The organism is Citrobacter freundii complex sp. CFNIH9, assembly GCF_002903305.1.
Taxonomy (GTDB): domain Bacteria; phylum Pseudomonadota; class Gammaproteobacteria; order Enterobacterales; family Enterobacteriaceae; genus Citrobacter; species Citrobacter portucalensis.
This window is the reverse complement of sequence record NZ_CP026238.1, coordinates 4,157,778-4,182,110: the sequence shown is the minus strand read 5'-3', so window position 1 is coordinate 4,182,110 and position 24,333 is coordinate 4,157,778. Positions and strand designations below refer to the sequence as shown.

Annotated in this window: 21 protein-coding genes; 13 read left to right on the top strand and 8 right to left on the bottom strand. The window is 53.6% G+C overall.

Annotation, left to right across the window (positions count from 1 at the left end):
- Position 1 precedes the first annotated feature (1 nt).
- From fhuA to fhuB, 4 genes are read left to right on the top strand one after another with little or no spacing between them, the layout of a single operon-like run.
- A complete protein-coding gene (gene fhuA, locus C2U43_RS21250) occupies positions 2-2,251 on the top strand; it encodes a ferrichrome porin FhuA (protein WP_048227070.1) in 2,250 nt (749 codons plus the stop codon).
- A 47-nt stretch (positions 2,252-2,298) separates the two neighbouring features.
- The gene (gene fhuC / locus C2U43_RS21245) at positions 2,299-3,096 is read left to right on the top strand and encodes a Fe3+-hydroxamate ABC transporter ATP-binding protein FhuC (RefSeq protein ID WP_003829206.1); all 798 of its coding nucleotides are present in this window, start codon (positions 2,299-2,301) and stop codon (positions 3,094-3,096) included.
- Positions 3,096-3,986 (top strand): Fe(3+)-hydroxamate ABC transporter substrate-binding protein FhuD, encoded by an 891-nt coding sequence (fhuD, locus tag C2U43_RS21240; protein ID WP_103285745.1) that lies wholly within the window; start codon positions 3,096-3,098, stop codon positions 3,984-3,986. Before fhuC ends, fhuD begins: the two co-directional genes overlap by 1 nt.
- Positions 3,987-4,000: 14 nt before the next feature.
- Positions 4,001-6,040, top strand: coding sequence for a Fe(3+)-hydroxamate ABC transporter permease FhuB (gene fhuB, locus C2U43_RS21235; RefSeq protein ID WP_103285744.1), 2,040 nt, complete (start codon positions 4,001-4,003; stop codon positions 6,038-6,040).
- A 113-nt stretch (positions 6,041-6,153) separates the two neighbouring features.
- Here fhuB and hemL read toward each other — a convergent pair whose 3' ends face one another.
- On the bottom strand, positions 6,154-7,434 hold the full coding sequence (hemL, locus tag C2U43_RS21230) for a glutamate-1-semialdehyde 2,1-aminomutase (RefSeq protein ID WP_008786258.1): 1,281 nt from the start codon (positions 7,432-7,434) through the stop codon (positions 6,154-6,156).
- Positions 7,435-7,602: 168 nt separating this feature from the next.
- Between hemL and clcA the strand changes: the two genes are divergently transcribed.
- Genes clcA through erpA form a run of 3 tightly spaced genes read left to right on the top strand, consistent with a single transcriptional unit; the run spans position 7,603 to position 9,450 of the window.
- Positions 7,603-9,024, top strand: coding sequence for a H(+)/Cl(-) exchange transporter ClcA (gene clcA, locus C2U43_RS21225; RefSeq protein WP_008786259.1), 1,422 nt, complete (start codon positions 7,603-7,605; stop codon positions 9,022-9,024).
- A gap of 23 nt (positions 9,025-9,047) precedes the next feature.
- Positions 9,048-9,113, top strand: a complete 66-nt coding sequence (gene yadW, locus C2U43_RS29455) for a small protein YadW (protein WP_122973801.1) — start codon at positions 9,048-9,050, stop codon at positions 9,111-9,113.
- Positions 9,106-9,450, top strand: a complete 345-nt coding sequence (erpA, locus tag C2U43_RS21220) for an iron-sulfur cluster insertion protein ErpA (RefSeq protein ID WP_008786260.1) — start codon at positions 9,106-9,108, stop codon at positions 9,448-9,450. The genes yadW and erpA overlap by 8 nt, the downstream gene beginning before the upstream one ends.
- Before the next feature lie 119 nt (positions 9,451-9,569).
- On the opposite strand, the gene C2U43_RS21215 is transcribed toward erpA, so the two are convergent.
- Genes C2U43_RS21215 through mtnN form a run of 3 tightly spaced genes read right to left on the bottom strand, consistent with a single transcriptional unit; the run spans position 9,570 to position 11,722 of the window.
- The gene (locus tag C2U43_RS21215) at positions 9,570-10,193 is read right to left on the bottom strand and encodes a TRIC cation channel family protein (protein WP_003829199.1); all 624 of its coding nucleotides are present in this window, start codon (positions 10,191-10,193) and stop codon (positions 9,570-9,572) included.
- A 37-nt stretch (positions 10,194-10,230) separates the two neighbouring features.
- The gene (gene btuF, locus C2U43_RS21210; RefSeq protein WP_003829197.1) at positions 10,231-11,031 is read right to left on the bottom strand and encodes a vitamin B12 ABC transporter substrate-binding protein BtuF; all 801 of its coding nucleotides are present in this window, start codon (positions 11,029-11,031) and stop codon (positions 10,231-10,233) included.
- Positions 11,024-11,722: a 5'-methylthioadenosine/S-adenosylhomocysteine nucleosidase gene (mtnN, locus tag C2U43_RS21205; protein ID WP_103285743.1), complete on the bottom strand. Its 699-nt coding sequence runs from the start codon at positions 11,720-11,722 to the stop codon at positions 11,024-11,026. Before mtnN ends, btuF begins: the two co-directional genes overlap by 8 nt.
- A gap of 83 nt (positions 11,723-11,805) precedes the next feature.
- On the opposite strand from mtnN, the gene dgt reads away from it, so the two are divergent.
- The 3 genes from dgt to cdaR all read left to right on the top strand — a co-directional run bounded on the left by dgt (position 11,806) and on the right by cdaR (position 16,192).
- The gene (gene dgt, locus C2U43_RS21200; RefSeq protein WP_103285742.1) at positions 11,806-13,323 is read left to right on the top strand and encodes a dGTPase; all 1,518 of its coding nucleotides are present in this window, start codon (positions 11,806-11,808) and stop codon (positions 13,321-13,323) included.
- Between the two features lie 129 nt (positions 13,324-13,452).
- Positions 13,453-14,886 carry a serine endoprotease DegP gene (gene degP / locus C2U43_RS21190; RefSeq protein WP_003829191.1) on the top strand — a complete coding sequence of 478 codons (1,434 nt, stop codon included), beginning with the start codon at positions 13,453-13,455 and terminating at the stop codon, positions 14,884-14,886.
- 148 nt (positions 14,887-15,034) lie between these two features.
- Entirely contained in the window at positions 15,035-16,192 is a 1,158-nt protein-coding gene (gene cdaR, locus C2U43_RS21185; RefSeq protein WP_003829189.1) for a DNA-binding transcriptional regulator CdaR, read from the top strand.
- An 87-nt stretch (positions 16,193-16,279) separates the two neighbouring features.
- Here cdaR and C2U43_RS21180 read toward each other — a convergent pair whose 3' ends face one another.
- The 4 genes from C2U43_RS21180 to map form a co-directional block, all read right to left on the bottom strand.
- The gene (locus C2U43_RS21180; RefSeq protein WP_005132126.1) at positions 16,280-16,666 is read right to left on the bottom strand and encodes a DUF3461 family protein; all 387 of its coding nucleotides are present in this window, start codon (positions 16,664-16,666) and stop codon (positions 16,280-16,282) included.
- A 109-nt stretch (positions 16,667-16,775) separates the two neighbouring features.
- The gene (gene dapD / locus C2U43_RS21175) at positions 16,776-17,600 is read right to left on the bottom strand and encodes a 2,3,4,5-tetrahydropyridine-2,6-dicarboxylate N-succinyltransferase (RefSeq protein WP_003829186.1); all 825 of its coding nucleotides are present in this window, start codon (positions 17,598-17,600) and stop codon (positions 16,776-16,778) included.
- Between the two features lie 31 nt (positions 17,601-17,631).
- Positions 17,632-20,304 (bottom strand): bifunctional uridylyltransferase/uridylyl-removing protein GlnD, encoded by a 2,673-nt coding sequence (gene glnD, locus C2U43_RS21170; protein WP_103285741.1) that lies wholly within the window; start codon positions 20,302-20,304, stop codon positions 17,632-17,634.
- Between the two features lie 113 nt (positions 20,305-20,417).
- On the bottom strand, positions 20,418-21,212 hold the full coding sequence (map, locus tag C2U43_RS21165) for a type I methionyl aminopeptidase (RefSeq protein ID WP_003829182.1): 795 nt from the start codon (positions 21,210-21,212) through the stop codon (positions 20,418-20,420).
- 449 nt (positions 21,213-21,661) lie between these two features.
- Here map and rpsB point away from each other — a divergent pair, with 449 nt between their 5' ends.
- From rpsB to pyrH, 3 genes are all read left to right on the top strand, one after another.
- Positions 21,662-22,387 (top strand): 30S ribosomal protein S2, encoded by a 726-nt coding sequence (rpsB, locus tag C2U43_RS21160; protein ID WP_003018553.1) that lies wholly within the window; start codon positions 21,662-21,664, stop codon positions 22,385-22,387.
- Positions 22,388-22,523: 136 nt separating this feature from the next.
- Positions 22,524-23,375, top strand: coding sequence for a translation elongation factor Ts (gene tsf, locus C2U43_RS21155; RefSeq protein WP_003018551.1), 852 nt, complete (start codon positions 22,524-22,526; stop codon positions 23,373-23,375).
- Positions 23,376-23,520: 145 nt separating this feature from the next.
- Positions 23,521-24,246 carry a UMP kinase gene (gene pyrH, locus C2U43_RS21150; RefSeq protein ID WP_003018549.1) on the top strand — a complete coding sequence of 242 codons (726 nt, stop codon included), beginning with the start codon at positions 23,521-23,523 and terminating at the stop codon, positions 24,244-24,246.
- The last annotated feature ends 87 nt before the right edge of the window (positions 24,247-24,333 follow it).

Here is a 24,333-nt window from a genome sequence, read left to right as displayed (position 1 = left end):
AATGGCGCGTCTTAAAACTGCTCAGCCAAGTTCATCGCTGCGTAAAATCGCAGTAGTGGTAGCCACAGCGGTTAGCGGCATGTCTGTCTATGCACAGGCGGCGGTTGACCCGAAAGAAGAAACCATCACCGTAACTGCTGCACCTGCTCCGCAGGAAAGCGCATGGGGGCCTGCGGCAACCATCGCTGCACGACAGTCTGCTACGGCGACCAAAACCGACACTCCGATTCAAAAAGTTCCTCAGTCTATTTCAGTGGTCACCGCCGAAGAGATGGCGTTGCATCAGCCAAAATCGGTCAAAGAAGCGCTCAGCTACACCCCGGGCGTTGCCGTGGGTACGCGTGGCGCGTCCAATACCTATGACTACCTGATTATTCGCGGATTTGCCGCAGACGGCCAAAGTCAGAATAACTATCTGAATGGCCTGAAGATGCAGGGCAACTTCTACAATGATGCGGTCATCGACCCTTATATGCTGGAGCGCGCCGAAGTGATGCGCGGTCCGGTTTCCGTTCTGTACGGAAAGAGCAACCCGGGTGGGTTGTTGAACATGGTCAGCAAGCGCCCGACAACGGAGCCGCTGAAAGAAGTTCAGTTCAAAATGGGCACTGACAGCCTGTTCCAGACCGGTTTTGACTTCAGCGATGCGCTGGATGACGATGGTGTGTACTCATACCGTCTGACCGGCCTGGCGCGTTCCGCGAATGCGCAGCAGCAGGGCGCAGAAGAACAGCGTTATGCCATCGCGCCATCTTTCACATGGCGTCCGGATGATAAGACGAATTTCACCTTCCTCTCCTACTTCCAGAACGAGCCGGAAACCGGTTATTACGGCTGGTTGCCGAAAGAGGGGACCGTGTCTAAGCTGCCAAATGGTTCACGTTTGCCGACCGATTTCAACGAAGGTGCGGACAACAATACCTACTCTCGTAACGAGAAGATGGTGGGCTACAGCTTCGACCACGAATTTAACGACACCTTTACCGTACGTCAGAACCTGCGTTATGCCCAAAACAAAGTGTCGCAGAAAAGCGTGTACGGCTATGGCATGTGCTCCGATCCGCTGTATACCAAAGATCCGGCTAACAGCCCTTGCGCCAGCATCCCTCAGTCAGATTGGGATCACACGCTGACTCGTCAGTACGTTGACGATAATGAAAAATTGCAGAATTTCTCTGTTGATACCCAGTTGCAGAGCACATTCGCCACCGGTTCCCTGGATCACACATTGCTGACCGGCGTTGACTATATGCGTATGCGTAACGATATCAACTCCTGGTTCGGTTGGGCTGGTTCGGTAGCGCCGTCTGATATCTATAATCTTGACCGTAGCGATTTTGACTTTGGCTCGCACCCTGGACCTGGCGCAGCTTATCGCGTTCTGAATAAACAGGAACAAACGGGCCTGTACGCTCAGGATCAGATGCAGTGGGATAAGGTGCTGGTCACTCTGGGCGGTCGTTACGACTGGGCTAAGCAGGACTCTCTGAACCGAGTTTCTGGTGTGCTGGACTCCCGTGATGACCGACAGTTCACCTGGCGTGGCGGTGTTAACTATCTGTTCGATAACGGTGTAACCCCGTATTTCAGCTACAGCGAATCGTTTGAACCAAATTCTCAGGTTGGGGAAAGCGGTAATATCTTTGCGCCATCTAAAGGTAAGCAGTACGAAGCGGGCGTGAAGTACGTACCGAGCGATCGTCCGATCGTGTTGACCGGTGCCGTTTACCAGTTGACCAAAACCAACAACCTGATGGCCGACCCGAATGGATCGATCTGGTCAGTTGAAGGCGGCGAAATTCGCTCACGTGGTGTAGAAATTGAAGCGAAAGCGGCGCTGTCAGCCAGCGTTAACGTGGTTGGTTCTTATACCTATACCGATGCGGAATACACCACTGACACCAACTACAAAGGCAATACGCCTGCCCAGGTGCCAAAACATATGGCATCACTGTGGGGGGATTACACCCTCTATGATGGTGCGCTTTCCGGGCTGACGTTGGGTACGGGTGTTCGTTATACTAGTTCCAGTTATGGCGATCCGGCAAACTCCTTCAAAGTGGGAAGCTACACGCTGGTAGATGCGTTAGTGCGTTACGATCTGGCGCGTGTAGGTATGGCTGGCTCCAACGTGGCGCTGCATGTGAACAACCTGTTTGACCGTGAATACGTCGCCAGCTGCTTCAATACTTATGGCTGCTTCTGGGGCGCAGAACGTCAGGTCGTTGCAACTGCAACCTTCCGTTTCTAATTTCTCTTTGGGCACGCTTTGCGTGCCCGTTTTACAAGTTGGCTGCTATGCAGGAAAACAGATCCCATCCCGACACCACTTTTGCGTTGCGTAATGTCTCCTTTCGTGTGCCTGGTCGCACGCTTTTGCATCCTCTCTCATTAACTTTTCCTGTAGGGAAAGTGACTGGTCTTATCGGCCACAACGGTTCCGGTAAATCGACATTATTGAAAATGCTGGGACGTCATCAGCCGCCGTCAGAAGGTGAAATCCTGCTCGACGAACAGCCGCTGGAGAGCTGGAGTAGTAAAGCGTTTGCCCGCAAGGTCGCCTATCTGCCGCAACAGCTGCCGCAGGCAGAAGGGATGACCGTACGCGAACTGGTGGCGATTGGTCGTTATCCGTGGCACGGGGCGCTGGGGCGTTTTGGCGTTGCCGACAGAGAGAAGGTAGAAGAAGCAATTTCGCTGGTCGGTTTAAAGCCGCTGGCGCACCGTCTGGTCGATAGCCTGTCCGGTGGGGAACGCCAACGCGCATGGATTGCCATGCTGGTGGCACAGGACAGCCGCTGTCTGCTGCTTGATGAACCGACTTCCGCGCTGGATATTGCCCATCAGGTTGACGTGCTGGCGCTGGTGCACCGCTTAAGCCAGCAGCGCGGGCTGACGGTGGTTGCGGTGCTGCATGATATCAATATGGCGGCCCGTTACTGCGATTACCTCGTTGCGCTGCGCGGCGGTGAGATGATTTCTCAAGGAACGCCTGCTGAACTGATGCGCAGTGAAACTCTGGAACAAATTTACGGTATCCCGATGGGCATTTTGCCGCATCCGGCCGGTGCCGCACCCGTGAGTTTTGTCTATTAATGATCGGATTACATCATATTACCCGTCGGCGGCTGCTTACGGCGATGGCGCTGTCGCCTCTGCTGTGGCGGATGAATACGGCGCACGCCGCGGCGGTTGATCCACAGCGCATTGTAGCGCTGGAATGGCTGCCGGTAGAGCTGCTGCTGGCGCTGGGTATTACGCCGTATGGCATCGCAGATATCCCTAACTACAAGCTGTGGGTCAGTGAGCCTCCTCTGCCGGACTCGGTAATTGACGTCGGGCTACGTACGGAACCCAATCTCGAACTGCTGACCGAAATGAAGCCCTCATTTCTGCTCTGGTCGGCAGGTTACGGTCCTTCCCCTGAAAAGCTGGCGCGGATTGCACCTGGCCGGGGATTTAACTTCAGCGATGGCAAAAAGCCGCTGGCCGTTGCGCGACAGTCGCTGCAGGAAATGGCGCAATTGTTCAATCTGCAAGCTTCTGCTGAACGCCATTTGGCTGAGTACGATCGTTATATCGCCAGCCTGAAACCGCGCTTTATGCAACGCGGCGCGCGTCCCGTGCTCCTGACATCCCTGCTTGATTCGCGGCATATGCTGGTGTTTGGTTCAAACAGCCTGTTCCAGGACGTACTGGACGAATATGGGATCCCTAACGCCTGGCAGGGAGAAACAAACTTCTGGGGCAGCACTGCCGTGAGTATTGACCGTCTGGCTGCTTATAAGGATGTCGATGTGCTGTGCTTTGATCACGGCAACGATAAAGAGATGGCTGCGCTGATGTCTACGCCATTATGGCAGGCGATGCCGTTTGTCCGTGACGGACGTTTTCAACGTGTGCCTGCCGTTTGGTTCTATGGCGCAACGCTATCGGCCATGCATTTTGCCCGTATTCTGGATAATGCGTTGGGAGGCAAAGCGTGAGCAGGAAACTTGAAATGCCGGATGGCGGCGCGAAAAGCGCCTTATCCGACCTACGGTTTGGGCGCTTTGTAGGCCGGATAAGGCGAAGCCGCCATCCGGCGTTGCTGTTGTTGGTGCTGTTTGTTGCTGCCTGCTGGCTGACATGGGTTAACTTCTCCGTTGCGCTACCGCGCAGTCAGTGGCAACAGGCTATCTGGTCACCGGATATCGACATCATTGAGCAGATGGTTTTTCACTATAGCCTGCTGCCGAGGCTGGCGATATCGCTACTGGTCGGCGCCGGGCTGGGCCTGGTCGGCGTGTTGTTTCAGCAGGTGTTGCGTAACCCGCTGGCGGAGCCAACCACGCTGGGCGTTGCGACTGGTGCGCAGTTGGGCATTACGGTTACCACGCTGTGGGCTATTCCTGGTGCGCTGACCACGCAATTTGCGGCGCTGGCGGGAGCATGTGTCGTTGGGGCGCTGGTGTTTGGCGTTGCCTGGGGCAAGCGTCTTTCTCCGGTGACGTTAATCCTTGCCGGGCTGGTGGTCAGCCTGTACTGCGGGGCGATTAACCAGTTGATGGTTATCTTCCATCACGATCAGCTGCAAAGCATGTTTTTATGGAGCAGCGGCACGTTAACGCAAACCGACTGGAGCGGCGTACAGCGTCTGTGGCCGCAGCTGTTGGGCGGTGTGATGCTGACTCTGTTGTTATTACGCCCAATGACGCTGATGGGACTGGATGACGGCGTGGCGCGCAACCTCGGTCTGGCGCTGTCGCTGGCACGTCTGGCGGCGTTATCGCTGGCCATTGTCATCAGCGCCTTACTGGTTAACGCGGTTGGGATTATCGGCTTTATTGGCCTGTTTGCACCGCTGCTGGCGAAAATGCTCGGTGCGCGTCGTTTGCTGGCACGTCTGGTGCTTGCCCCGCTGATTGGTGCGTTGATCCTCTGGCTCTCCGACCAAATCATTCTGTGGCTGACCCGCGTATGGATGGAAGTCTCCACCGGTTCAGTGACGGCGTTGATTGGCGCACCGTTGCTACTGTGGTTGTTGCCGCGCTTGAGGAGTATGAGCGCCCCGGATATGAACGCCAGTAATCGCATCGCCGCTGAGCGTCAGAATGTGCTGATGTTTGCGCTGGCAGGTGGCGTAATCTTGCTGCTAACCCTCGTGGTGGCGCAGTCGTTTGGCCGCGACGCACATGGCTGGACATGGGCTAGCGGCGCGATGCTGGATGAGCTGATGCCCTGGCGCTGGCCTCGCATTCTGGCGGCACTGATTGCCGGGGTGATGCTGGCGGTAGCGGGCTGTATTATTCAACGTCTGACGGGCAACCCGATGGCCAGCCCGGAAGTGCTGGGCATTAGCTCCGGTGCGGCATTTGGCGTGGTGCTCATGCTGTTTTTGGTCCCCGGAAATGCTTTTGGTTGGCTGCTGCCCGCCGGAAGCCTCGGGGCCGCGGGCACTCTGCTTATCATTATGATTGCCGCCGGGCGCGGTGGTTTTTCACCGCACCGTATGCTGTTGGCCGGTATGGCGCTCAGTACGGCCTTTACTATGCTGCTGATGATGCTGCAGGCCAGCGGCGATCCGCGCATGGCGGGCGTGTTGACCTGGATTTCCGGTTCAACCTATAACGCGAGCGGAGAGCAGGTACTGCGTACCGGGATTGTGATGGTGATTCTGCTGGCGATGACGCCGCTGTGCCGCCGTTGGCTAACAATTTTACCGCTCGGCGGAGATACGGCGCGGGCTGTCGGTATGGCTATCACGCCATCACGCGTGGGGTTACTGCTGCTGGCGGCAGGGCTGACGGCGACAGCCACCATGACAATTGGACCGTTGAGCTTTGTCGGGCTGATGGCTCCGCATATTGCCCGTATGATGGGTTTTCGCCGGGCGATGCCGCATATGCTGATTTCGGCGCTGGCGGGTGGCGTGTTGCTGGTCTTTGCTGACTGGTGCGGCAGGATGGTGCTGTTTCCGTATCAGATCCCGGCGGGATTATTGTCGACGTTTATTGGTGCGCCGTACTTTATCTATCTGCTGAGAAAGCAGAGCCGCTGAGGCTGACCCCTTTCATGTAGGCCGGATAAGACGCTTTGCGTCGACATCCGGCAATAAAAAAGCCGGGTGGCGGCTTCGCCTTACCCGGCCTACATTTCTGCACGTTCTCTTTTTTACAACTTCGCAAACACCCGGCGCGCGGCGTCGATGGTGTTATTGATATCGTCTTCACTGTGCGCCACGGACATAAAGCCCGCTTCGAAAGCAGACGGCGCCAGATAAATTCCTTCATCCAGCATCATGTGGAAGAAGCGCTTGAAGCGTTCGACGTCGCATGCCATCACATCCTGATAGCAGGTTACGGTTTCTGCATCGGTGAAGAAAATCCCGAACATCCCGCCCACATGGTTAACCACCAGCGGAATATTCGCTTCTTCGGCAGCTTCCAACAGACCTTCCGCCAGACGCGTCGTCAGTTCGTTCAGCGTTTCATGAATACCCGGTTGGGCGACTTCGGTCAGACAGGCATAACCTGCCGCCATCGCGATCGGGTTACCGGAAAGCGTCCCCGCCTGGTAAACCGGACCGGTCGGCGCCAGTGCGTCCATCACATCGCGGCGACCGCCGAATGCGCCAACGGGCATTCCGCCACCGATAATTTTACCGAGGCAGGTCAGATCCGGCACGACGCCGTAATAATCCTGTGCTCCGGCCAGCGCTACGCGGAAACCGGTCATCACTTCATCGATGATCAACAGTGCGCCAAACTCATCGCACAGCGCACGCAGGCCCGGCAGGAATTCCGGCAGCGGCGGGATGCAGTTCATGTTGCCGGCGACCGGCTCAACGATGATGCACGCGATCTCCTGCGGATACTGTTCAAATGCCGCACGTACTGAAGCGAGATCGTTGTAGGTGCAGGTCAGGGTGTGTTTCGCGAAATCGGCCGGAACGCCTGGGGAGTTCGGCTGGCCCAGCGTTAATGCACCGGAACCGGCCTTAACCAGCAGGCAGTCGGCATGGCCGTGGTAGCAGCCTTCAAATTTGATGATTTTATCGCGACCGGTGAAACCGCGCGCCAGACGGATTGCGCTCATTGTCGCTTCCGTACCGGAGTTCACCATGCGCACCATGTCCATGGTCGGCACTAATTCGGTGACCAGCGCCGCCATTTTCACTTCCATCTCGGTCGGTGCACCGAAGCTTAAACCGCGCTCCGCAGCTTCAATCACCGCATTACGGATTGCCGGGTGGTTGTGACCCAGTACCATCGGTCCCCAGGAACCGACGTAATCGACATAGGCTTTACCATCGACATCGTACAGATACGCGCCGTCCGCTTTTTCGATAAACAGCGGAGTACCACCCACGCCAGTAAAGGCGCGAACGGGGGAGTTAACGCCGCCTGGGATAAGTTCGCGTGCTGCGCTGTAGAGATTTTCAGACTTACTCATGGATGGGGTCCTGGTTCGTAGAAAAAGTAAATGCCCGCTATTCTAGTTATTCAGAGAAGGTTATGAAAGTTTTACGCATTTGAAACAATGCGATTTGCAGGGGATTTTCGCGAAATGTGCGAGTAGAATGCCGATTCCGTATTTGTATTACCAATTAATGATCATCTGATGAAGACAGACACTCCCTCTTTTGAAGCACAGCAAATTGTGCGTTTACGCCGCAGGGATCAAATTCGTCGTCTCCTGGAACGAGACAAAACGCCGTTGGCGATCCTGTTGATGGCTGCAGTAGTGGGTACTGTGACAGGGCTTGTTGGCGTGGCATTTGAGAAAGCGGTGACCTGGGTGCAGAATCAGCGCATTGGCACGCTGGCTCAGGTTGCGGACCATGACATTCTGCTGTGGCCGCTGGCGTTTATTCTCTCGGCGTTGCTGGCGATGGTCGGCTATTTCCTGGTGCGTAAATTTGCGCCGGAAGCCGGTGGTTCGGGGATCCCAGAGATTGAAGGTGCACTGGAAGAGCTGCGACCTGTGCGTTGGTGGCGTGTCCTGCCGGTGAAATTTATCGGCGGCATGGGCACGCTGGGTGCTGGCATGGTGCTTGGGCGTGAAGGTCCGACCGTGCAGATTGGCGGTAACCTCGGGCGCATGGTGCTGGATATTTTCCGCATGCGTAGCGCCGAAGCGCGGCATACCTTATTGGCTACCGGTGCGGCTGCGGGCCTTTCGGCGGCGTTTAACGCTCCGCTGGCGGGGATCCTGTTCATTATTGAAGAGATGCGCCCGCAGTTTCGCTATAACCTTGTGTCGATCAAAGCCGTGTTTACCGGCGTTATTATGTCGAGCATTGTGTTTCGCGTGTTCAACGGCGAAGCGCCGATTATTGAAGTTGGGAAGCTCTCCAATGCGCCGGTAAATACGCTGTGGCTGTATCTGGTGCTCGGGCTTATTTTTGGCTGTGTCGGGCCATTGTTCAACACCATGGTGTTGCGCACCCAGGATATGTTCCAGCGCTTCCACGGTGGTGAAATTAAAAAATGGGTGCTGATGGGCGGCGCGATCGGCGGTCTGTGCGGGATCCTCGGGTTAATTCAACCGGAAGCGGCAGGCGGTGGCTTTAACCTGATTCCTATCGCCGCGGCAGGCAATTTTAGCGTTGGTCTGCTGCTGTTTATATTTATCACCCGGGTCGTCACCACGCTGCTGTGCTTCTCGTCCGGCGCGCCCGGTGGGATCTTTGCCCCGATGCTGGCGTTGGGGACGTTGCTTGGTACGGCGTTCGGTATGGCTGCGGCGGCCTCTTTTCCGCAGTATCACCTGGAGGCCGGAACCTTTGCCATTGCCGGAATGGGGGCTTTGTTGGCTGCTTCGGTGCGTGCGCCGCTAACGGGTATTGTACTGGTGCTGGAGATGACCGATAACTATCAGCTCATTTTGCCAATGATTATTACCTGTCTTGGCGCAACACTATTAGCCCAATTTATGGGCGGAAAGCCGCTATACTCGACTATCCTGGCTCGTACGCTGGCAAAACAGGAAGCGGAGCAGGCGGCAAAAAGCCAGGGTACTGCCGCTGGCGAGAATACTTGAACGAAATACCAGGGTATTAGATAATGGCCCAAAATATTGGGTTGAAATTTACCCAATTGCCGATGTCGTTTGGAGCAAAATATGAGTGATGACGTAGCGCTGCCACTGCAATTTACTGAAGCAGCAGCCAATAAAGTTAAAAGCCTGATCGCTGACGAAGATAACCCGAATCTGAAATTACGCGTGTATATCACTGGCGGTGGTTGCAGCGGTTTCCAGTACGGTTTCACCTTTGATGATCAGGTCAATGAAGGTGATATGACCATCGAGAAACAAGGTGTTGGTCTGGTCGTTGATCCGATGAGTCTGCAATATCTGGTGGGCGGCGCGGTTGACTATACTGAAGGTCTGGAAGGTTCCCGCTTCGTTGTGACTAACCCGAATGCGAAAAGCACCTGCGGGTGTGGTTCTTCTTTCAGCATCTGATTGCTGTCTGTAATACTGATGGTCTGATGTTGTAGGCCCGGTAAGCGTAGCGCCACCGGGCAATGTGCCGGATGGCGGCGTAAACGCCTTATCCGGCCTACATGTTCTGTATCGTCATATCAACGCCCGTTATCATCCAGCGCAAACGTCGGCAATTTCAGATGCCAGCGAATGGCGGCAAGCCGAATCAGCAGCGTGACAATCATCCCCATCATACTGGCGTTTTCCAGTGAAACATCAAAGGTATAAAACGCTGTCGCATGCACGATCCCGCCGATAATACAGGCTGTGGCGTAGATCTCGGTGCGCAAAATCATCGGGACTTCACGAGCTAACACATCGCGAATGATCCCACCACCAACGCCGGTAATCACCCCCATACAAATCGCCACCAGCGGCCCTGTTCCTGCGAGAAATGCCTTGTTGACCCCAATACCCACGAACACCGCCAGACCAACGGCATCCAGCACCGGAAGGATCCATTTCGGTATGCGTCTTGGTTGACGTACCAACAGGATCGTCAGCATGCTGGTGATCATCGCCACCACCAGATCGGTCGGATCCTTAACCCAAAAAACCGGTCCATTATCCAGCGCCATATCGCGGATCGTTCCACCACCAACGGCGGTAACCACGCCGAGTACCAGGACGCCAAACGGATCCATACGTAATTTTCCGGCCAGTAATACGCCAGAGATTGCAAATACCGCGGTGCCGACAATATCAAGCCAATAGACGAGCATTTTTAAATCCTCACAACAGACCTGGTGGGGGCAGGCGCTAATTTATCTGTGAAAGCGCATTACAGAGTTGTTTTGCGGCGAGGATAATACGCGGGCTCGCGCGTTCGAACCAGTCACTATTAAGTGTAATAATGGGTATTTTTAGCTGGTTTCCCCAGTATTGCTCAATTTTCAGAGTTTCACCCGGACCGCCTGTGGCAACAATAGCCTGGGGGGCTCGTGCCAGGACCTGCTCACGGCTAACCTGCGGCCAGGGAACCCGACTACCGGCAAAGATGTTTTCTCCGCCGCATACCTCAAGAACTTCGTGCTGAATAGAACCTTTTCCACTGGTAAACAGAGGATTGGCACCAAACTGGAGAAACACGCGTTTTTTCGGTTTGTTGGCATACTGAGATTTAAGTAAAGCATAGTCATCAAGCATGGTTTGCGCCGCCTGTTTAGCTTGTTCAGGCTTGGGGCTCCATGCCGCTAATTGGCGTAGCGCATCGGCAACCTGCTCAATGGTAACGGCGTCCACCCAGATGACCTTAATACCCAGAGAGGTCAGTTGATTCACCTGCCGCTCAGCATTTCCCCCGCGCCAGGCGACAACCAAATCAGGTTTCAGCGCCACAATACGTTCAAGATTCATCCCTTGCCAGGTTGAGACTTCCTCAATATTTTTGGCTTCTGGCGGGTAGTTTGAATAGCTGCTGACGCCAACGGGGGTAATGCCAGCGGCAAAAGCGAGTTCAGTATTGGCAGGAGAAAGCGTCACAACACGCGGCGCGGCGTAAAGGAACGCCGGGAGAGTGAAAAGCAGGGCGACCAGCGCCCTGGAGAGTAATTTAGCCATGCGCCAGTTTCTGTACCAGCGTTTCAACCATCAGGCTTGACTGCTTCGCGGCAACCACCAGGAATTCGTCAAAGCTGAGATGGGACTGCTGATCGGCAACGTCAGAGATAGCGCGAACCACGACAAATGGCACGTTAAAGTTGTGGCAAACGTGCGCAATTGCGGTCGCTTCCATCTCAACGGCAATAGCCTGCGGGAAGTTATGCTTAATTTTAGCCAGCCCTACGGATCCATTAATGAATGCGTCGCCGCTGACAATAAGTCCGCGAACGGCGTTCAGATTGAGTTCGGCGATGCAAGACTCTGCGGCAGCAATCAACGCAGGATCGGCTTTAAAACCAGCCGGGCAGCCCGGTAGCTGACCAAATTCATAGCCAAAGGCAGTGACGTCGGCGTCGTGATAGCGCGCTTCGTCAGAAACTACGATATCCCCGACTTTCAGCGTAGAGGCCAGGCCACCCGCAGAACCGGTATTAATGATGACGTCCGGCTTGCAGCGTTCAAGCAGCAGCGTAGCGCCCAGTGCCGCAGCCACTTTACCGATACCCGATTTCAGCAGCGCAACCTCTGTACCGTTCAGTTGGCCGGTGTAAATTTCACAACCGCCGAGCGCGATGGTCTGACGGTTTTCGATTTTGTCACGCAGCAGCGTAACTTCTTCTTCCATTGCACCAATGATGCCGATTTTCATAGATTTACTCGCGATAAGCCAGATTTGAGGGCATAGTCTATCATGCGCTTAAGGGGTAGCGCATTTCTCAGGCGGGAGAGGACATGGCACAGATCGATTTCCGAAAAAAAATAAACTGGCATCGTCGTTACCGTTCGCCGCAGGGCGTGAAGACTGAGCATGAGATCCTGCGTATTTTCGAAAGCGATCGCGGACGTATTATCAATTCACCGGCCATTCGCCGACTGCAACAAAAAACGCAGGTCTTTCCGCTGGAGCGTAATGCGGCAGTACGCACGCGCTTGACGCACTCGATGGAAGTTCAGCAGGTTGGGCGCTATATCGCGAAAGAGATCCTCAGCCGACTGAAAGAACTAAAGCTGCTGGAGCAGTATGGCCTGGATGAACTGACAGGGCCATTTGAGAGTATTGTCGAAATGTCCTGCCTGATGCATGACATTGGCAATCCGCCGTTTGGCCATTTTGGGGAAGCGGCGATTAATGACTGGTTCCGCCAGCGGCTGTATCCCGCAGACGCAGAAAGTCAGCCCCTAAGTGATGACCGCTGCCAGGTGGCGGCATTACGGTTGCGTGAAGGCGAGGAGTCGCTGAATGATATTCGCCGTAAGGTACGCCAGGACCTGTGCCATTTTGAAGGCAATGCGCAGGGTATTCGCCTTGTGCATACGTTGATGCGTATGAACCTTACCTGGGCGCAGGTTGGCGGTATTTTAAAATATACCCGTCCAGCGTGGTGGCGCGGCAGTGCACCCGAAACACACAATTATTTAATGAAGAAGCCGGGTTATTACCTTTCTGAAGAACCGTATATTGAGCGGTTGCGTAAAGAATTATCATTAGCGCCTTACAGTCGCTTTCCATTAACCTGGATTATGGAAGCTGCCGATGATATCTCTTATTGCGTGGCGGATCTGGAAGATGCCGTTGAGAAAAGAATCTTTAGCGTCGAGCAACTTTATCACCACCTGTATGAGGCGTGGGGGCAGCATGAAAAAGGTTCCCTGTTTAGCCAGGTTGTTGAGAACGCCTGGGAGAAGTCACGTTCAAATACATTAAGCCGGAGTACCGAAGATCAGTTCTTTATGTATTTACGCGTCAATACGCTGAATAAACTGGTGCCATATGCGGCCCAGCGGTTTATTGATAATTTGCCGCAGATTTATGAAGGCAGCTTTAATCATGCGCTGCTAGAAGATGCCAGCAGCTTCAGCCAGTTACTGGGTGTTTATAAAAATGTGGCGGTAAAACATGTGTTTAGCCATCCGGATGTTGAACAACTGGAACTACAGGGCTATCGGGTGATCAGCGGGTTGCTGGAGATCTATCAGCCGTTATTAAAAATGTCTCAGTCAGATTTTTCTGAACTGGTCGACAATGAAAGAGTAAAACGTTTTCCTATCGAGTCCCGTTTATTTCAGAAGTTGTCTACCCGCCATCGTCTTGCGTATGTTGAGGCGGTTAGTAAAATATCGACGGGGTGCGCCGAGTATTCGGTTCTGGAATATTATTATCGCTGCCGGCTGATTCAGGATTATATCAGCGGAATGACAGATTTGTATGCCTGGGATGAATATCGTCGCTTGATGGCCGTAGAACAATAAATACTCATTTGTAAAGATGGACAATAAAATTTTACTTTTTCCTTAAACTTAATTCTGGAACTTAGCGCTATAAAACGACTCTGACGTATACAGCAATTTTGCGTTACCTGTTAATCGAGAACGAAACACATGAAAAAAACCACATTAGCAATGAGTGCACTGGCTCTGAGTTTAGGTTTGGCGTTGTCCCCCCTGTCTGCTACAGCGGCTGAGACGTCGTCTTCAGCAATGACCGCCCAACAGATGCCAAGCCTGGCCCCGATGCTCGAAAAAGTGATGCCATCGGTGGTAAGTATTAACGTCGAGGGGAGCACGACGGTAAATACGCCGCGCATGCCGCGTAATTTCCAGCAGTTCTTCGGTGATAATTCACCGTTCTGCCAGGACGGTTCTCCGTTCCAGAGTTCACCGTTCTGCCAGGGCGGCGCACCGGGCGCTGACAATGGCGGCGGCCAGCAGCAGAAATTTATGGCACTCGGTTCCGGCGTAATTATTGATGCCGCGAAAGGGTATGTCGTGACCAATAACCACGTGGTAGATAACGCCACGGTGATTAAAGTTCAGTTGAGCGATGGTCGTAAATTTGACGCGAAGATCGTGGGTAAAGATCCGCGCTCCGATATCGCGCTGATCCAAATTCAGGATCCGAAAAACCTGACGGCGATTAAGCTGGCAGATTCCGATGCGCTGCGCGTGGGTGATTACACCGTGGCAATTGGTAACCCGTTTGGCCTCGGTGAAACGGTGACTTCCGGTATTGTTTCTGCGCTGGGACGTAGTGGCCTGAACGCGGAGAACTACGAAAACTTTATTCAGACGGATGCTGCGATCAACCGGGGTAACTCCGGTGGTGCGCTGGTCAACCTGAACGGTGAGCTGATCGGTATTAATACCGCGATCCTCGCACCGGACGGCGGTAACATCGGTATCGGTTTTGCGATCCCAAGCAACATGGTGAAAAACCTGACTTCACAGATGGTTGAGTTCGGCCAGGTTAAACGCGGCGAGCTGGGCATTATGGGTACCGAACTGAGCTCTGAGCTGGCGAAAGCGATGAAAGTTGACGCCCAGCGTGGCGCATTCGTCAGCCAGGTGATGCCGAACTCTTCCGCAGCGAAAGCGGGGATTAAAGCCGGGGATGTGATTACCTCCCTGAACGGCAAACCTATCAGCAGCTTCGCCGCCCTGCGTGCGCAGGTCGGTACGATGCCGGTTGGCAGCAAAATCACCCTGGGTCTGCTGCGTGACGGTAAGCCGGTCACCGTGAACCTGGAATTGCAGCAGAGCAGCCAGACTCAGGTTGACTCCAGCTCTATCTTTAAAGGCATCGAAGGTGCCGATATGAGCAACAAAGGCCAGGACAAAGGTGTCGTGGTAAGCGACGTGAAACCGAATTCTCCGGCTGCACAGATTGGCCTGAAGAAAGGGGATGTGATTATCGGCGCGAACCAGCAGCCGGTGAAAAACATCGCTGAACTGCGCAAAATCCTCGACAGCAAACCGGCTGTACTGGCGCTGAACATTCAGCGCGGTGACAGCTCCATCTATCTGTTGATGCAGTAATCTCCCTCAGCCCCTTCCTGCACAGGAAGGGGTTTCTTTTTGTGATACTTCCCACAACTCCATACTTCTCCCTTTCGCTTTGTGCATTTGCACAATGTCGCCGCTTATTATCTTCCCTATGCTTGAGCTCTGCTCACAGGAGGGGTTTATGGCTGGTTGGCATCTTGATACCAAAATGGCGCAGGATATCGTGGCGCGTACCATGCGCATCATTGATACCAATATCAACGTAATGGATGCCCGTGGGCGGATAATCGGCAGCGGCGATCGCGAACGTATTGGTGAATTGCACGAAGGCGCGCTGCTGGTGCTTTCGCAGGGTCGGGTGGTCGATATCGACGATGCGGTGGCACGTCACTTGCACGGTGTACGACAGGGGATAAACCTGCCTCTACGTCTGGAAGGCGAAATCGTTGGCGTTATCGGCCTTACCGGCGAGCCGGAGCATCTGCGTAAATACGGCGAGTTAGTATGTATGACCGCCGAAATGATGCTGGAACAGTCGCGCTTGATGCATCTGTTAGCGCAGGATAGCCGTCTGCGTGAAGAGCTGGTGATGAACCTGATTCAGGCGGAAGAGAATACGCCAGCGCTGATGGAATGGGCCCAGCGTTTAGGCATTGATTTGAACCAGCCACGCGTGGTGGCGGTGTTGGAGGTCGATAGTGGCCAGCTTGGCGTTGACAGTGCGATGGCGGAGTTACAGCAATTGCAGAATGCGTTGACCACGCCCGAACGTAATAATCTGATTGCGATTGTCTCTCTGACCGAGATGGTGGTGCTGAAACCGGCGCTCAATCAGTTTGGCCGCTGGGACGCTGAAGATCATCGTAAGCGGGTTGAGCAGCTTATTGCCCGCATGAAAGAGAACGGACAGCTGCGTTTTCGCGTGTCGCTGGGCAACTATTTTACCGGGCCTGGTAGCATTGCCCGTTCGTATCGTACGGCGCGCACCACCATGATGGTCGGTAAACAGCGGATGCCGGAAAGCCGTAGCTATTTCTATCAGGATTTGATGTTGCCAGTGCTGCTGGACAGCCTGCGCGGTGGCTGGCAGGCCAATGAGCTGGCGCGTCCGTTGGTGAGGCTGAAAGCGATGGATAACAATGGGTTGCTGCGTCGGACATTGGCGGCATGGTTTCGTCATAACGTCCAGCCGCTGGCGACCTCAAAGGCACTGTTTATTCACCGCAATACGCTGGAATATCGCCTGAATCGTATTTCAGAACTGACCGGACTGGATCTGGGGAATTTTGACGACCGACTGCTGCTGTATGTGGCGTTACAACTGGATGAACAGCATTGATTAATTGCCTGATGGCGCTACGCTTATCAGGCAAAATGCCGGGTGGCGGCTTCGCCTTACCCGGCTTACGAATACATTCACGCGCGGTTATTTACGCGTCAGTTTTTCCAGATCGGCTTCAATTTCGCTGATCTTGTTGGTCACGACGCTTTCGAGATGACGTAAATCATCAAGGATCTTGCGTTTAAGATCGACTTCGCTGCGATCGCGCTGGCAGATCTGATCCAGTTCATCGATCACATAGCGCAGGTTGGGACTGATCTCCTGCACTTCTTTGTAACCCTGGCCGATGCCATCAGCTACCACCGTTTTGCGCTGACGGGGATATTTGAACTTCACGCTCTTGGCAAAAAACTCGCCTTTATCCTTTTGGAAATAGATTTTCAGGATATCGTTGTTGGCTTCTTGCCGCAGGCTGTAACGATCGATTTCTTCAGGATTAGTAATGCCCAGACTTTTCAGATTGTCATACATAGCGGTACCCTTAAGCTCACTATAACCATTGAATAATTAACGAAAAGCCTTGTTTATGCCACTCGCAGATGTAAAAAAAGCGGGCTAAGCCCGCTTTTTCAAATCGCTGTTAGTCGATAGTGCGCAACAGTTCGTTGATTCCCACTTTGCCACGCGTTTTGGCATCGACTTTCTTCACAATCACCGCGCAGTACAGGCTGTATTTACCATCTTTCGACGGCAGGTTGCCGGAGACGACCACGGAGCCTGCCGGAACGCGACCATAATGCACTTCGCCAGTTTCGCGATCGTAAATACGGGTGCTCTGACCGATGTACACGCCCATGGAGATAACAGAACCTTCTTCGACGATCACGCCTTCAACCACTTCAGAGCGTGCGCCGATGAAGCAGTTGTCTTCGATGATGGTCGGGTTAGCCTGCAACGGCTCCAGTACGCCGCCGATGCCAACGCCGCCGGACAGGTGTACGTTTTTACCGATTTGCGCACAGGAACCGACTGTCGCCCAGGTATCAACCATCGTACCTTCATCAACATAAGCGCCGATGTTTACGTAAGATGGCATCAGCACGGTGTTACGGGCGATAAACGCACCCTGACGCACGGCCGCAGGCGGAACCACACGGAAACCTTCCTTCTGGAAGCGCGCTTCGTCGTAGTTGGCGAATTTCATCGGTACTTTATCGAAGTAACGGCTTTCCGCACCTTCGATGACCTGATTATCGTTAATACGGAAAGAGAGCAGGACCGCCTTTTTCAGCCACTGATGCGTGACCCACTGACCCTCAATCTTCTCTGCGACGCGCAGTGCACCGGAATCCAGTAAAGAAATAACCTGATTCACCGCTTCGCGGGTTACGGTATCTACATTTGCCGGAGTAATGTCGGCACGGCGCTCGAAAGCGGACTCAATAACGTTCTGTAACTGCTGCATTGTTAAACTCTTTCCATAATAAATAAAAACATCACCCTTTATCGTTTGGATTGAGGGCCTCTGTCAACCGTTGATGCACTTCCTGCTGCAGCTCATTATTAAGGGCGCGCCGGTCGGCGGTGGCGATTATGAATAAATCTTCTACTCGCTCGCCAATGGTTGTAATTCGGGCGCCATGCAGCGAAATTCCCAGATCGGCAAAAATCTGCCCGACCCGCGCCAGCAGGCCGGGCTGGTCGAGAGCGATAAGCTCCAGGAATGATTTTCGGTCGGTATGGGTCGGCAAAAAGGTGACCTCAGTATCGACGGTAAAGTGGCGTAATTTTGCCGGCTGGCGACGCGGTTGCGGTGGCTGCCAACTGCGCTGCGTGATGGCCTGTTCCAGTCCAAAACGGATCGCTTCGTGTCGATCTGAAGACAACGGGCTGCCGTCCGGTTCCAGCACGATGAACGTATCCATCGCCATCCCATCGCGGGTAGTGAAAATCTGCGCATCGTGGACGCTAAGATTACGCCTGTCCAGTTCAGCGCAGACGGCGGCAAACAGGTAAGGGCGGTCAGGGCTCCAGATGAAAATTTCTGTCCCGCCGCGCGTGGCCTGTGGGCTGAGCAGGATCAACGGCTTGCTGAGATCGTGTTGCAGCAGATGGCGCGCATGCCAGGCCAGCTGATTTGGGCTGTGACGCACGAAGTAGTTGGCGCGACAGCGTGACCAGATGTGGTGCAACGCTTCTTCATCAATGTTGTCCATTCGCAGTAGCGCCAGCGCCTGAAGCTGATGATGGCGTACACGCTCACGCATATCCGGCGTATTTTGCATGCCACGACGGAGTTGTTTTTCCGTTGCGAAGTACAGCTCGCGTAGCAGGCTTTGCTTCCAGCTATTCCACAGCGTTTCGTTGGTGGCGCAAATATCCGCGACGGTCAGACACACCAAAAAGCGCAGACGGTGTTCCGTTTGTACCTCTTCGGCGAATTGCTTGATCACTTCGGGATCCTGAATATCGCGGCGCTGAGCGGTCACCGACATCAGCAAATGCTGGCGCACCAGCCACACGATCAGCTGCGTTTCGCGGGAATTCAGGCCGTGCAGTTCGGCGAACTTGAGCACATCCTGAGCGCCGAGTACCGAGTGATCGCCGCCGCGACCTTTGGCGATATCGTGGAACAGCGCGGCAATCAGAATCAACTCCGGCTGTCGCAGACGCGGCCATAGATCCACACACAGCGGATGGCGCTGACGGGTCTCTTCGTTAGCAAAACTTTCCAGCTTGAGCATTACGCGGATGGTGTGTTCATCCACCGTATAGGCATGAAACAGGTCAAACTGCATTTGGCCGACAATATGCGACCATTGCGGCATATAGGCCCACAACACGCTGTGGCGATGCATCGGCAGCAGACCGCGGCTCACCGCGCCCGGATGGCGTAACATGCTGAGAAACAGCGATCGCGCTTCCGGGATGTAGCACAGCGGCTGCGTTAAATGACGGCGGGCATGACGCAAATGGCGCAGCGTGGTGGAGTAAATCCCGCTGATCGCGCTGTTACGCACCATGATGTAAAACATCCGCAGTATCGCTTCTGGTTTGCGGATAAACAGATCGTCGTTGCGCAGATCGATCAACGTGCCGCGCAGTTGGAAGTCGTCATCAATCGTGCGCGGTTTTTCATCGGCGGGCATGGCGAGGATCGCCTCGTCGAACAGTTGCAACAGCATGTGATTCAGTTCGCTGACCCGTCGGGTGACGCGGAAATAGTCTTTCATCATCCGCTCGATAGGCTCGTTGCCTTCGCCGCCGTAGTTTAGCCGTTGCGCCACGCTGAGCTGGCGGTCAAACAGCAGGCGGTTGTCGTAACGACTAACGACCAGATGCAGGGCGAAGCGAATCCGCCACAGGATATGCAAACATTCATTCAGCTCGGCACGTTCTGCCAGTGTCAAAAAGCCGAAGCCGACCATTTCGTCCAGTGAGGTGGCACCAAAATGGCGGCGGGCCACCCATTGCAGGGTATGGATATCGCGCAGGCCGCCGGGACTGCTTTTGATGTCCGGCTCCAGGTTGTAGCTGGTGCCGTGATAGCGCTGGTGGCGCTGATTCTGCTCTTCCACTTTGGCAGCGTAAAACTTGTCGGAAGGCCAGAAACCTTCGCTAAAAATATGCTTTTGCAGCTCCAGAAACAGCGCCACATCGCCGATCAGCAGGCGAGTTTCAATCAGGTTGGTGGCGACGGTTAAATCTGACAATCCTTCCAGCAGACACTCTTCCAGCGTACGCACGCTATGCCCAACCTCCAGCCTCACGTCCCATAGCAGCGTTAACAGCTCACCGACTTTCTCGGCCTGCGCATCAGGCAGCTTTTTACGACTCAGGATCAGCAGGTCAATATCGGAAAGCGGGTGCAGTTCGCCTCGCCCGTAGCCGCCAACGGCAACCAGCGCCAGATCGGCTATTTGCCCGAACCCAGCTTCTATCCACAAACGCTGTAGCAGTTGGTCAATAAATTCGGTGCGGGCCTCAATGAGCTGTTCTGCGGAAATTCCACTGTCAAACGCTTCGCCTAACCAGTTCTGGAAGGTGTCGATATGCGCTTTAATGCCGGAGCAGTTGAGATCTTGCTGTGGCCATGTCCCTGGGTTTTGCGGTTGGCCAGGCAGGGTGGGGAGGGCAGTATTTGCGTGCTGTTCAGGAAGAGTATTCATTATGCGCCACCCATTAAAAAGCCGGATGATGGCGTGAACGCCTTATCCGGCCTACTAAGTAGTACAATTTGTAGGCCTGATAAGATGCGAATGCATCGCCATCAGGCAAAACATTATTCGCCGTGTGTGATGATCGCCGGGATGGTGTCATCCTTGCGTAACGTCAGAATTTCACAGCCGTTTTCCGTCACTACAATAGTATGCTCGTACTGTGCAGACAAGCTCCGGTCTTTGGTTTTCACCGTCCAGCCGTCTTTCATGGTGCGGATGCGGTAATCACCGGCATTCAGCATCGGTTCTATGGTGAACGTCATGCCCGGCTGCAGTACCACACCACCGTCGTCTGCATCGTAGTGCAGAACCTGTGGCTCTTCATGGAAGCCGCGACCGATACCGTGACCGCAGTATTCACGAACAACAGAGAAACCTTCGCCTTCCGCGTATTTCTGAATTGCAGCGCCCAGCGTGCGCAGGCGAATGCCCGGTTTTACCATCCGCAGCGCCAGGTACAGGCTTTCCTGTGTGACGCGGCACAGACGCTCGCCCAGAATAGTAGGTTTGCCGACGATAAACATCTTGGAGGTATCGCCGTGGTACTCGTCTTTAATTACGGTGACGTCGATGTTAACGATATCGCCGTCTTTCAGAAGCTTGGCGTCGTCCGGGATCCCGTGGCACACCACCTCATTAATAGAGATGCACACGGATTTCGGATAACCGTGATAGCCCAGGCAGGCGGAAATGGCCTGCTGCTCATTCACGATATAGTCATTACAGAGGCGATCCAGCTCGCCGGTGCTGACGCCCGGTTTAACAAACGGCGCGATCATTTCCAGTACATCAGCGGCCAGGCGGCCAGCGACGCGCATTTTTTCGATTTCTTCAGGGGTCTTGATTGAGATAGCCATAAATTCTGTCCATCAGTGCCGATGATATCGGCAATAATTGTTTAAGTGCTGCCAATGGTATCAGTCTGGGGTGTACCCTGCCAAATTGAGAATCATTCTGAACTTCGCCTTTCGTGCCACAGATGCGTTGGCTACATTTTTTCACCCCAGTCACTTACTGGTTGTAAGCTCCCGGGGATTCAAAAATTTGCCGCCTTCCTGTAACACGAAATTCATCGTTCATTCAGCACAGACCGCCAACAATTATTGGTGTCGGTGGCGTATTTGTGGTATAAAGCGCGCCGGACTTCCGATCCATTCGAAGACTACACACGATGGACGGGAGCGACAAATCTCACTTTGTGTAACAACACACACGTATCGGCACATATTCCGGGGTGCCCTTTGGGGTCGGTAATATGGGATGCGTGGAGGCTTAACCCCAACTTTTATATATAGAGGTTTTAATCATGGCAACTGTTTCCATGCGCGACATGCTCAAGGCTGGTGTTCACTTCGGTCACCAGACCCGTTACTGGAACCCGAAAATGAAGCCGTTCATCTTCGGTGCGCGTAACAAAGTTCACATCATCAACCTTGAGAAAACTGTACCGATGTTCAACGAAGCTCTGGCTGAACTGAACAAGATCTCTGCTCGTAAAGGTAAAATCCTTTTCGTTGGTACTAAACGCGCTGCAAGCGAAGCGGTGAAAGAAGCTGCTAACAGCTGCGACCAGTTCTTCGTGAACCATCGCTGGCTGGGCGGTATGCTGACTAACTGGAAAACCGTTCGTCAGTCCATCAAACGTCTGAAAGATCTGGAAACTCAGTCTCAGGACGGTACTTTCGAAAAGCTGACCAAGAAAGAAGCGCTGATGCGTACTCGTGAGCTTGAGAAACTGGAAAACAGCCTGGGCGGTATCAAAGACATGGGCGGTCTGCCGGACGCTCTGTTCGTAATCGATGCTGACCACGAGCACATTGCTATCAAAGAAGCAAACAACCTGGGTATCCCAGTATTTGCTATCGTTGATACCAACTCTGATCCGGACGGTGTTGACTTCGTTATCCCGGGTAACGACGACGCAATCCGTGCTGTGACCCTGTACCTGGGCGCTGTAGCTACTACCGTTCGTGAAGGCCGTTCTCAGGATCTGGCTTCCCAGGCGGAAGAAAGCTTCGTAGAAGCTGAATAATAAGGCACGCTCGTTAGAGCCCTTATAGACCAGGTAGTATCACGTTTGGTTAGGGGGCCTGTATATGGCCCCCTTTTTCACTTTTAAATCTGTGCGGTTTCATGCCGGGCAGATCAAATCTTCCGAGGATTTTAGAATGGCTGAAATTACCGCATCCCTGGTAAAAGAGCTGCGTGAGCGTACTGGCGCAGGCATGATGGATTGCAAAAAAGCACTGACTGAAGCTAATGGCGACATCGAGCTGGCAATCGAAAACATGCGTAAGTCCGGTGCAATCAAAGCGGCGAAAAAAGCAGGCAACGTTGCTGCTGACGGCGTAATCAAAACCAAAATCGACGGCAACATCGCTTTCATTCTGGAAGTTAACTGCCAGACTGACTTCGTTGCTAAAGATGCTGGTTTCCAGGCATTTGCTGACAAAGTACTGGACGCTGCCGTTGCTGGCAAAATCACTGACGTTGAAGTTCTGAAAGCACAGTTCGAAGAAGAACGTGTTGCTCTGGTTGCTAAAATCGGTGAGAACATCAACATCCGTCGCGTTGCTTCCCTGGAAGGCGAAGTTCTGGGTAACTACCAGCACGGTGCTCGTATCGGTGTTCTGGTTGCTGCAACTGGCGCTGACGAAGAACTGGTTAAACAGCTGGCAATGCACGTTGCTGCAAGCAAACCAGAATTCGTTAAACCGGAAGACGTTTCCGCTGAAGTGGTAGAAAAAGAATACCAGGTTCAGCTGGACATCGCTATGCAGTCTGGCAAGCCGAAAGAAATCGCAGAGAAAATGGTTGAAGGCCGCATGAAGAAATTCACCGGCGAAGTTTCTCTGACCGGTCAGCCTTTCGTCATGGAACCGAGCAAATCTGTTGGTCAGTTGCTGAAAGAGCATAACGCTGACGTAACTGGTTTCATCCGCTTTGAAGTGGGTGAAGGCATCGAGAAAGTTGAGACTGACTTTGCAGCAGAAGTTGCTGCGATGTCCAAGCAGTCTTAATTTTTAAAGGAGCCGCCTGAGGGCGGCTTCTTTTTGTGTCTGGCTTGTAAATTCAGCGAACCGCTATAGTGGTCATGCTGAAAAGCGACATACAATGTCGCCGGAATTAACTCATCTCATTCGTTGACAGTCTCAGGAAAGAAACATGGCTACCAATGCAAAACCCGTCTACAAACGTATTCTGCTTAAGTTAAGTGGCGAAGCTCTGCAAGGTTCAGAAGGCTTCGGTATTGATGCAAGCATCCTCGACCGCATGGCTCAGGAAATCAAAGAGCTGGTTGAGCTGGGTATTCAGGTTGGCGTAGTGATTGGTGGTGGTAACCTGTTCCGTGGCGCTGGTCTGGCGAAAGCGGGGATGAACCGCGTTGTGGGCGACCACATGGGCATGTTAGCCACCGTAATGAACGGTCTGGCGATGCGCGATGCGCTTCACCGCGCCTATGTGAACGCTCGCTTGATGTCCGCAATTCCTCTGAACGGCGTGTGTGATAACTACAGCTGGGCCGAAGCTATCAGCCTGCTGCGTAACAACCGCGTTGTTATTTTGTCTGCGGGTACCGGCAATCCGTTCTTCACCACCGATTCTGCAGCCTGCCTGCGCGGTATTGAAATTGAAGCGGATGTGGTTCTGAAAGCCACCAAAGTCGATGGCGTATTTACTGCCGACCCGGCTAAAGATCCAACGGCGACTATGTACGAACAGTTGACCTACACTGAAGTACTGGATAAAGAGCTGAAAGTAATGGATCTTGCCGCGTTCACGCTGGCTCGTGACCACAAATTACCGATTCGTGTCTTTAACATGAACAAACCAGGTGCACTGCGCCGTGTTGTTATGGGTGAAAAAGAAGGCACGTTAATCACGGAATAATTCCCGTTGCGGCTAAATGCAGGTAATATTCCGCTTTAATGTCGCGGGATACGTCCCTCAAAATTAATCAAGACTATACTTGTCACA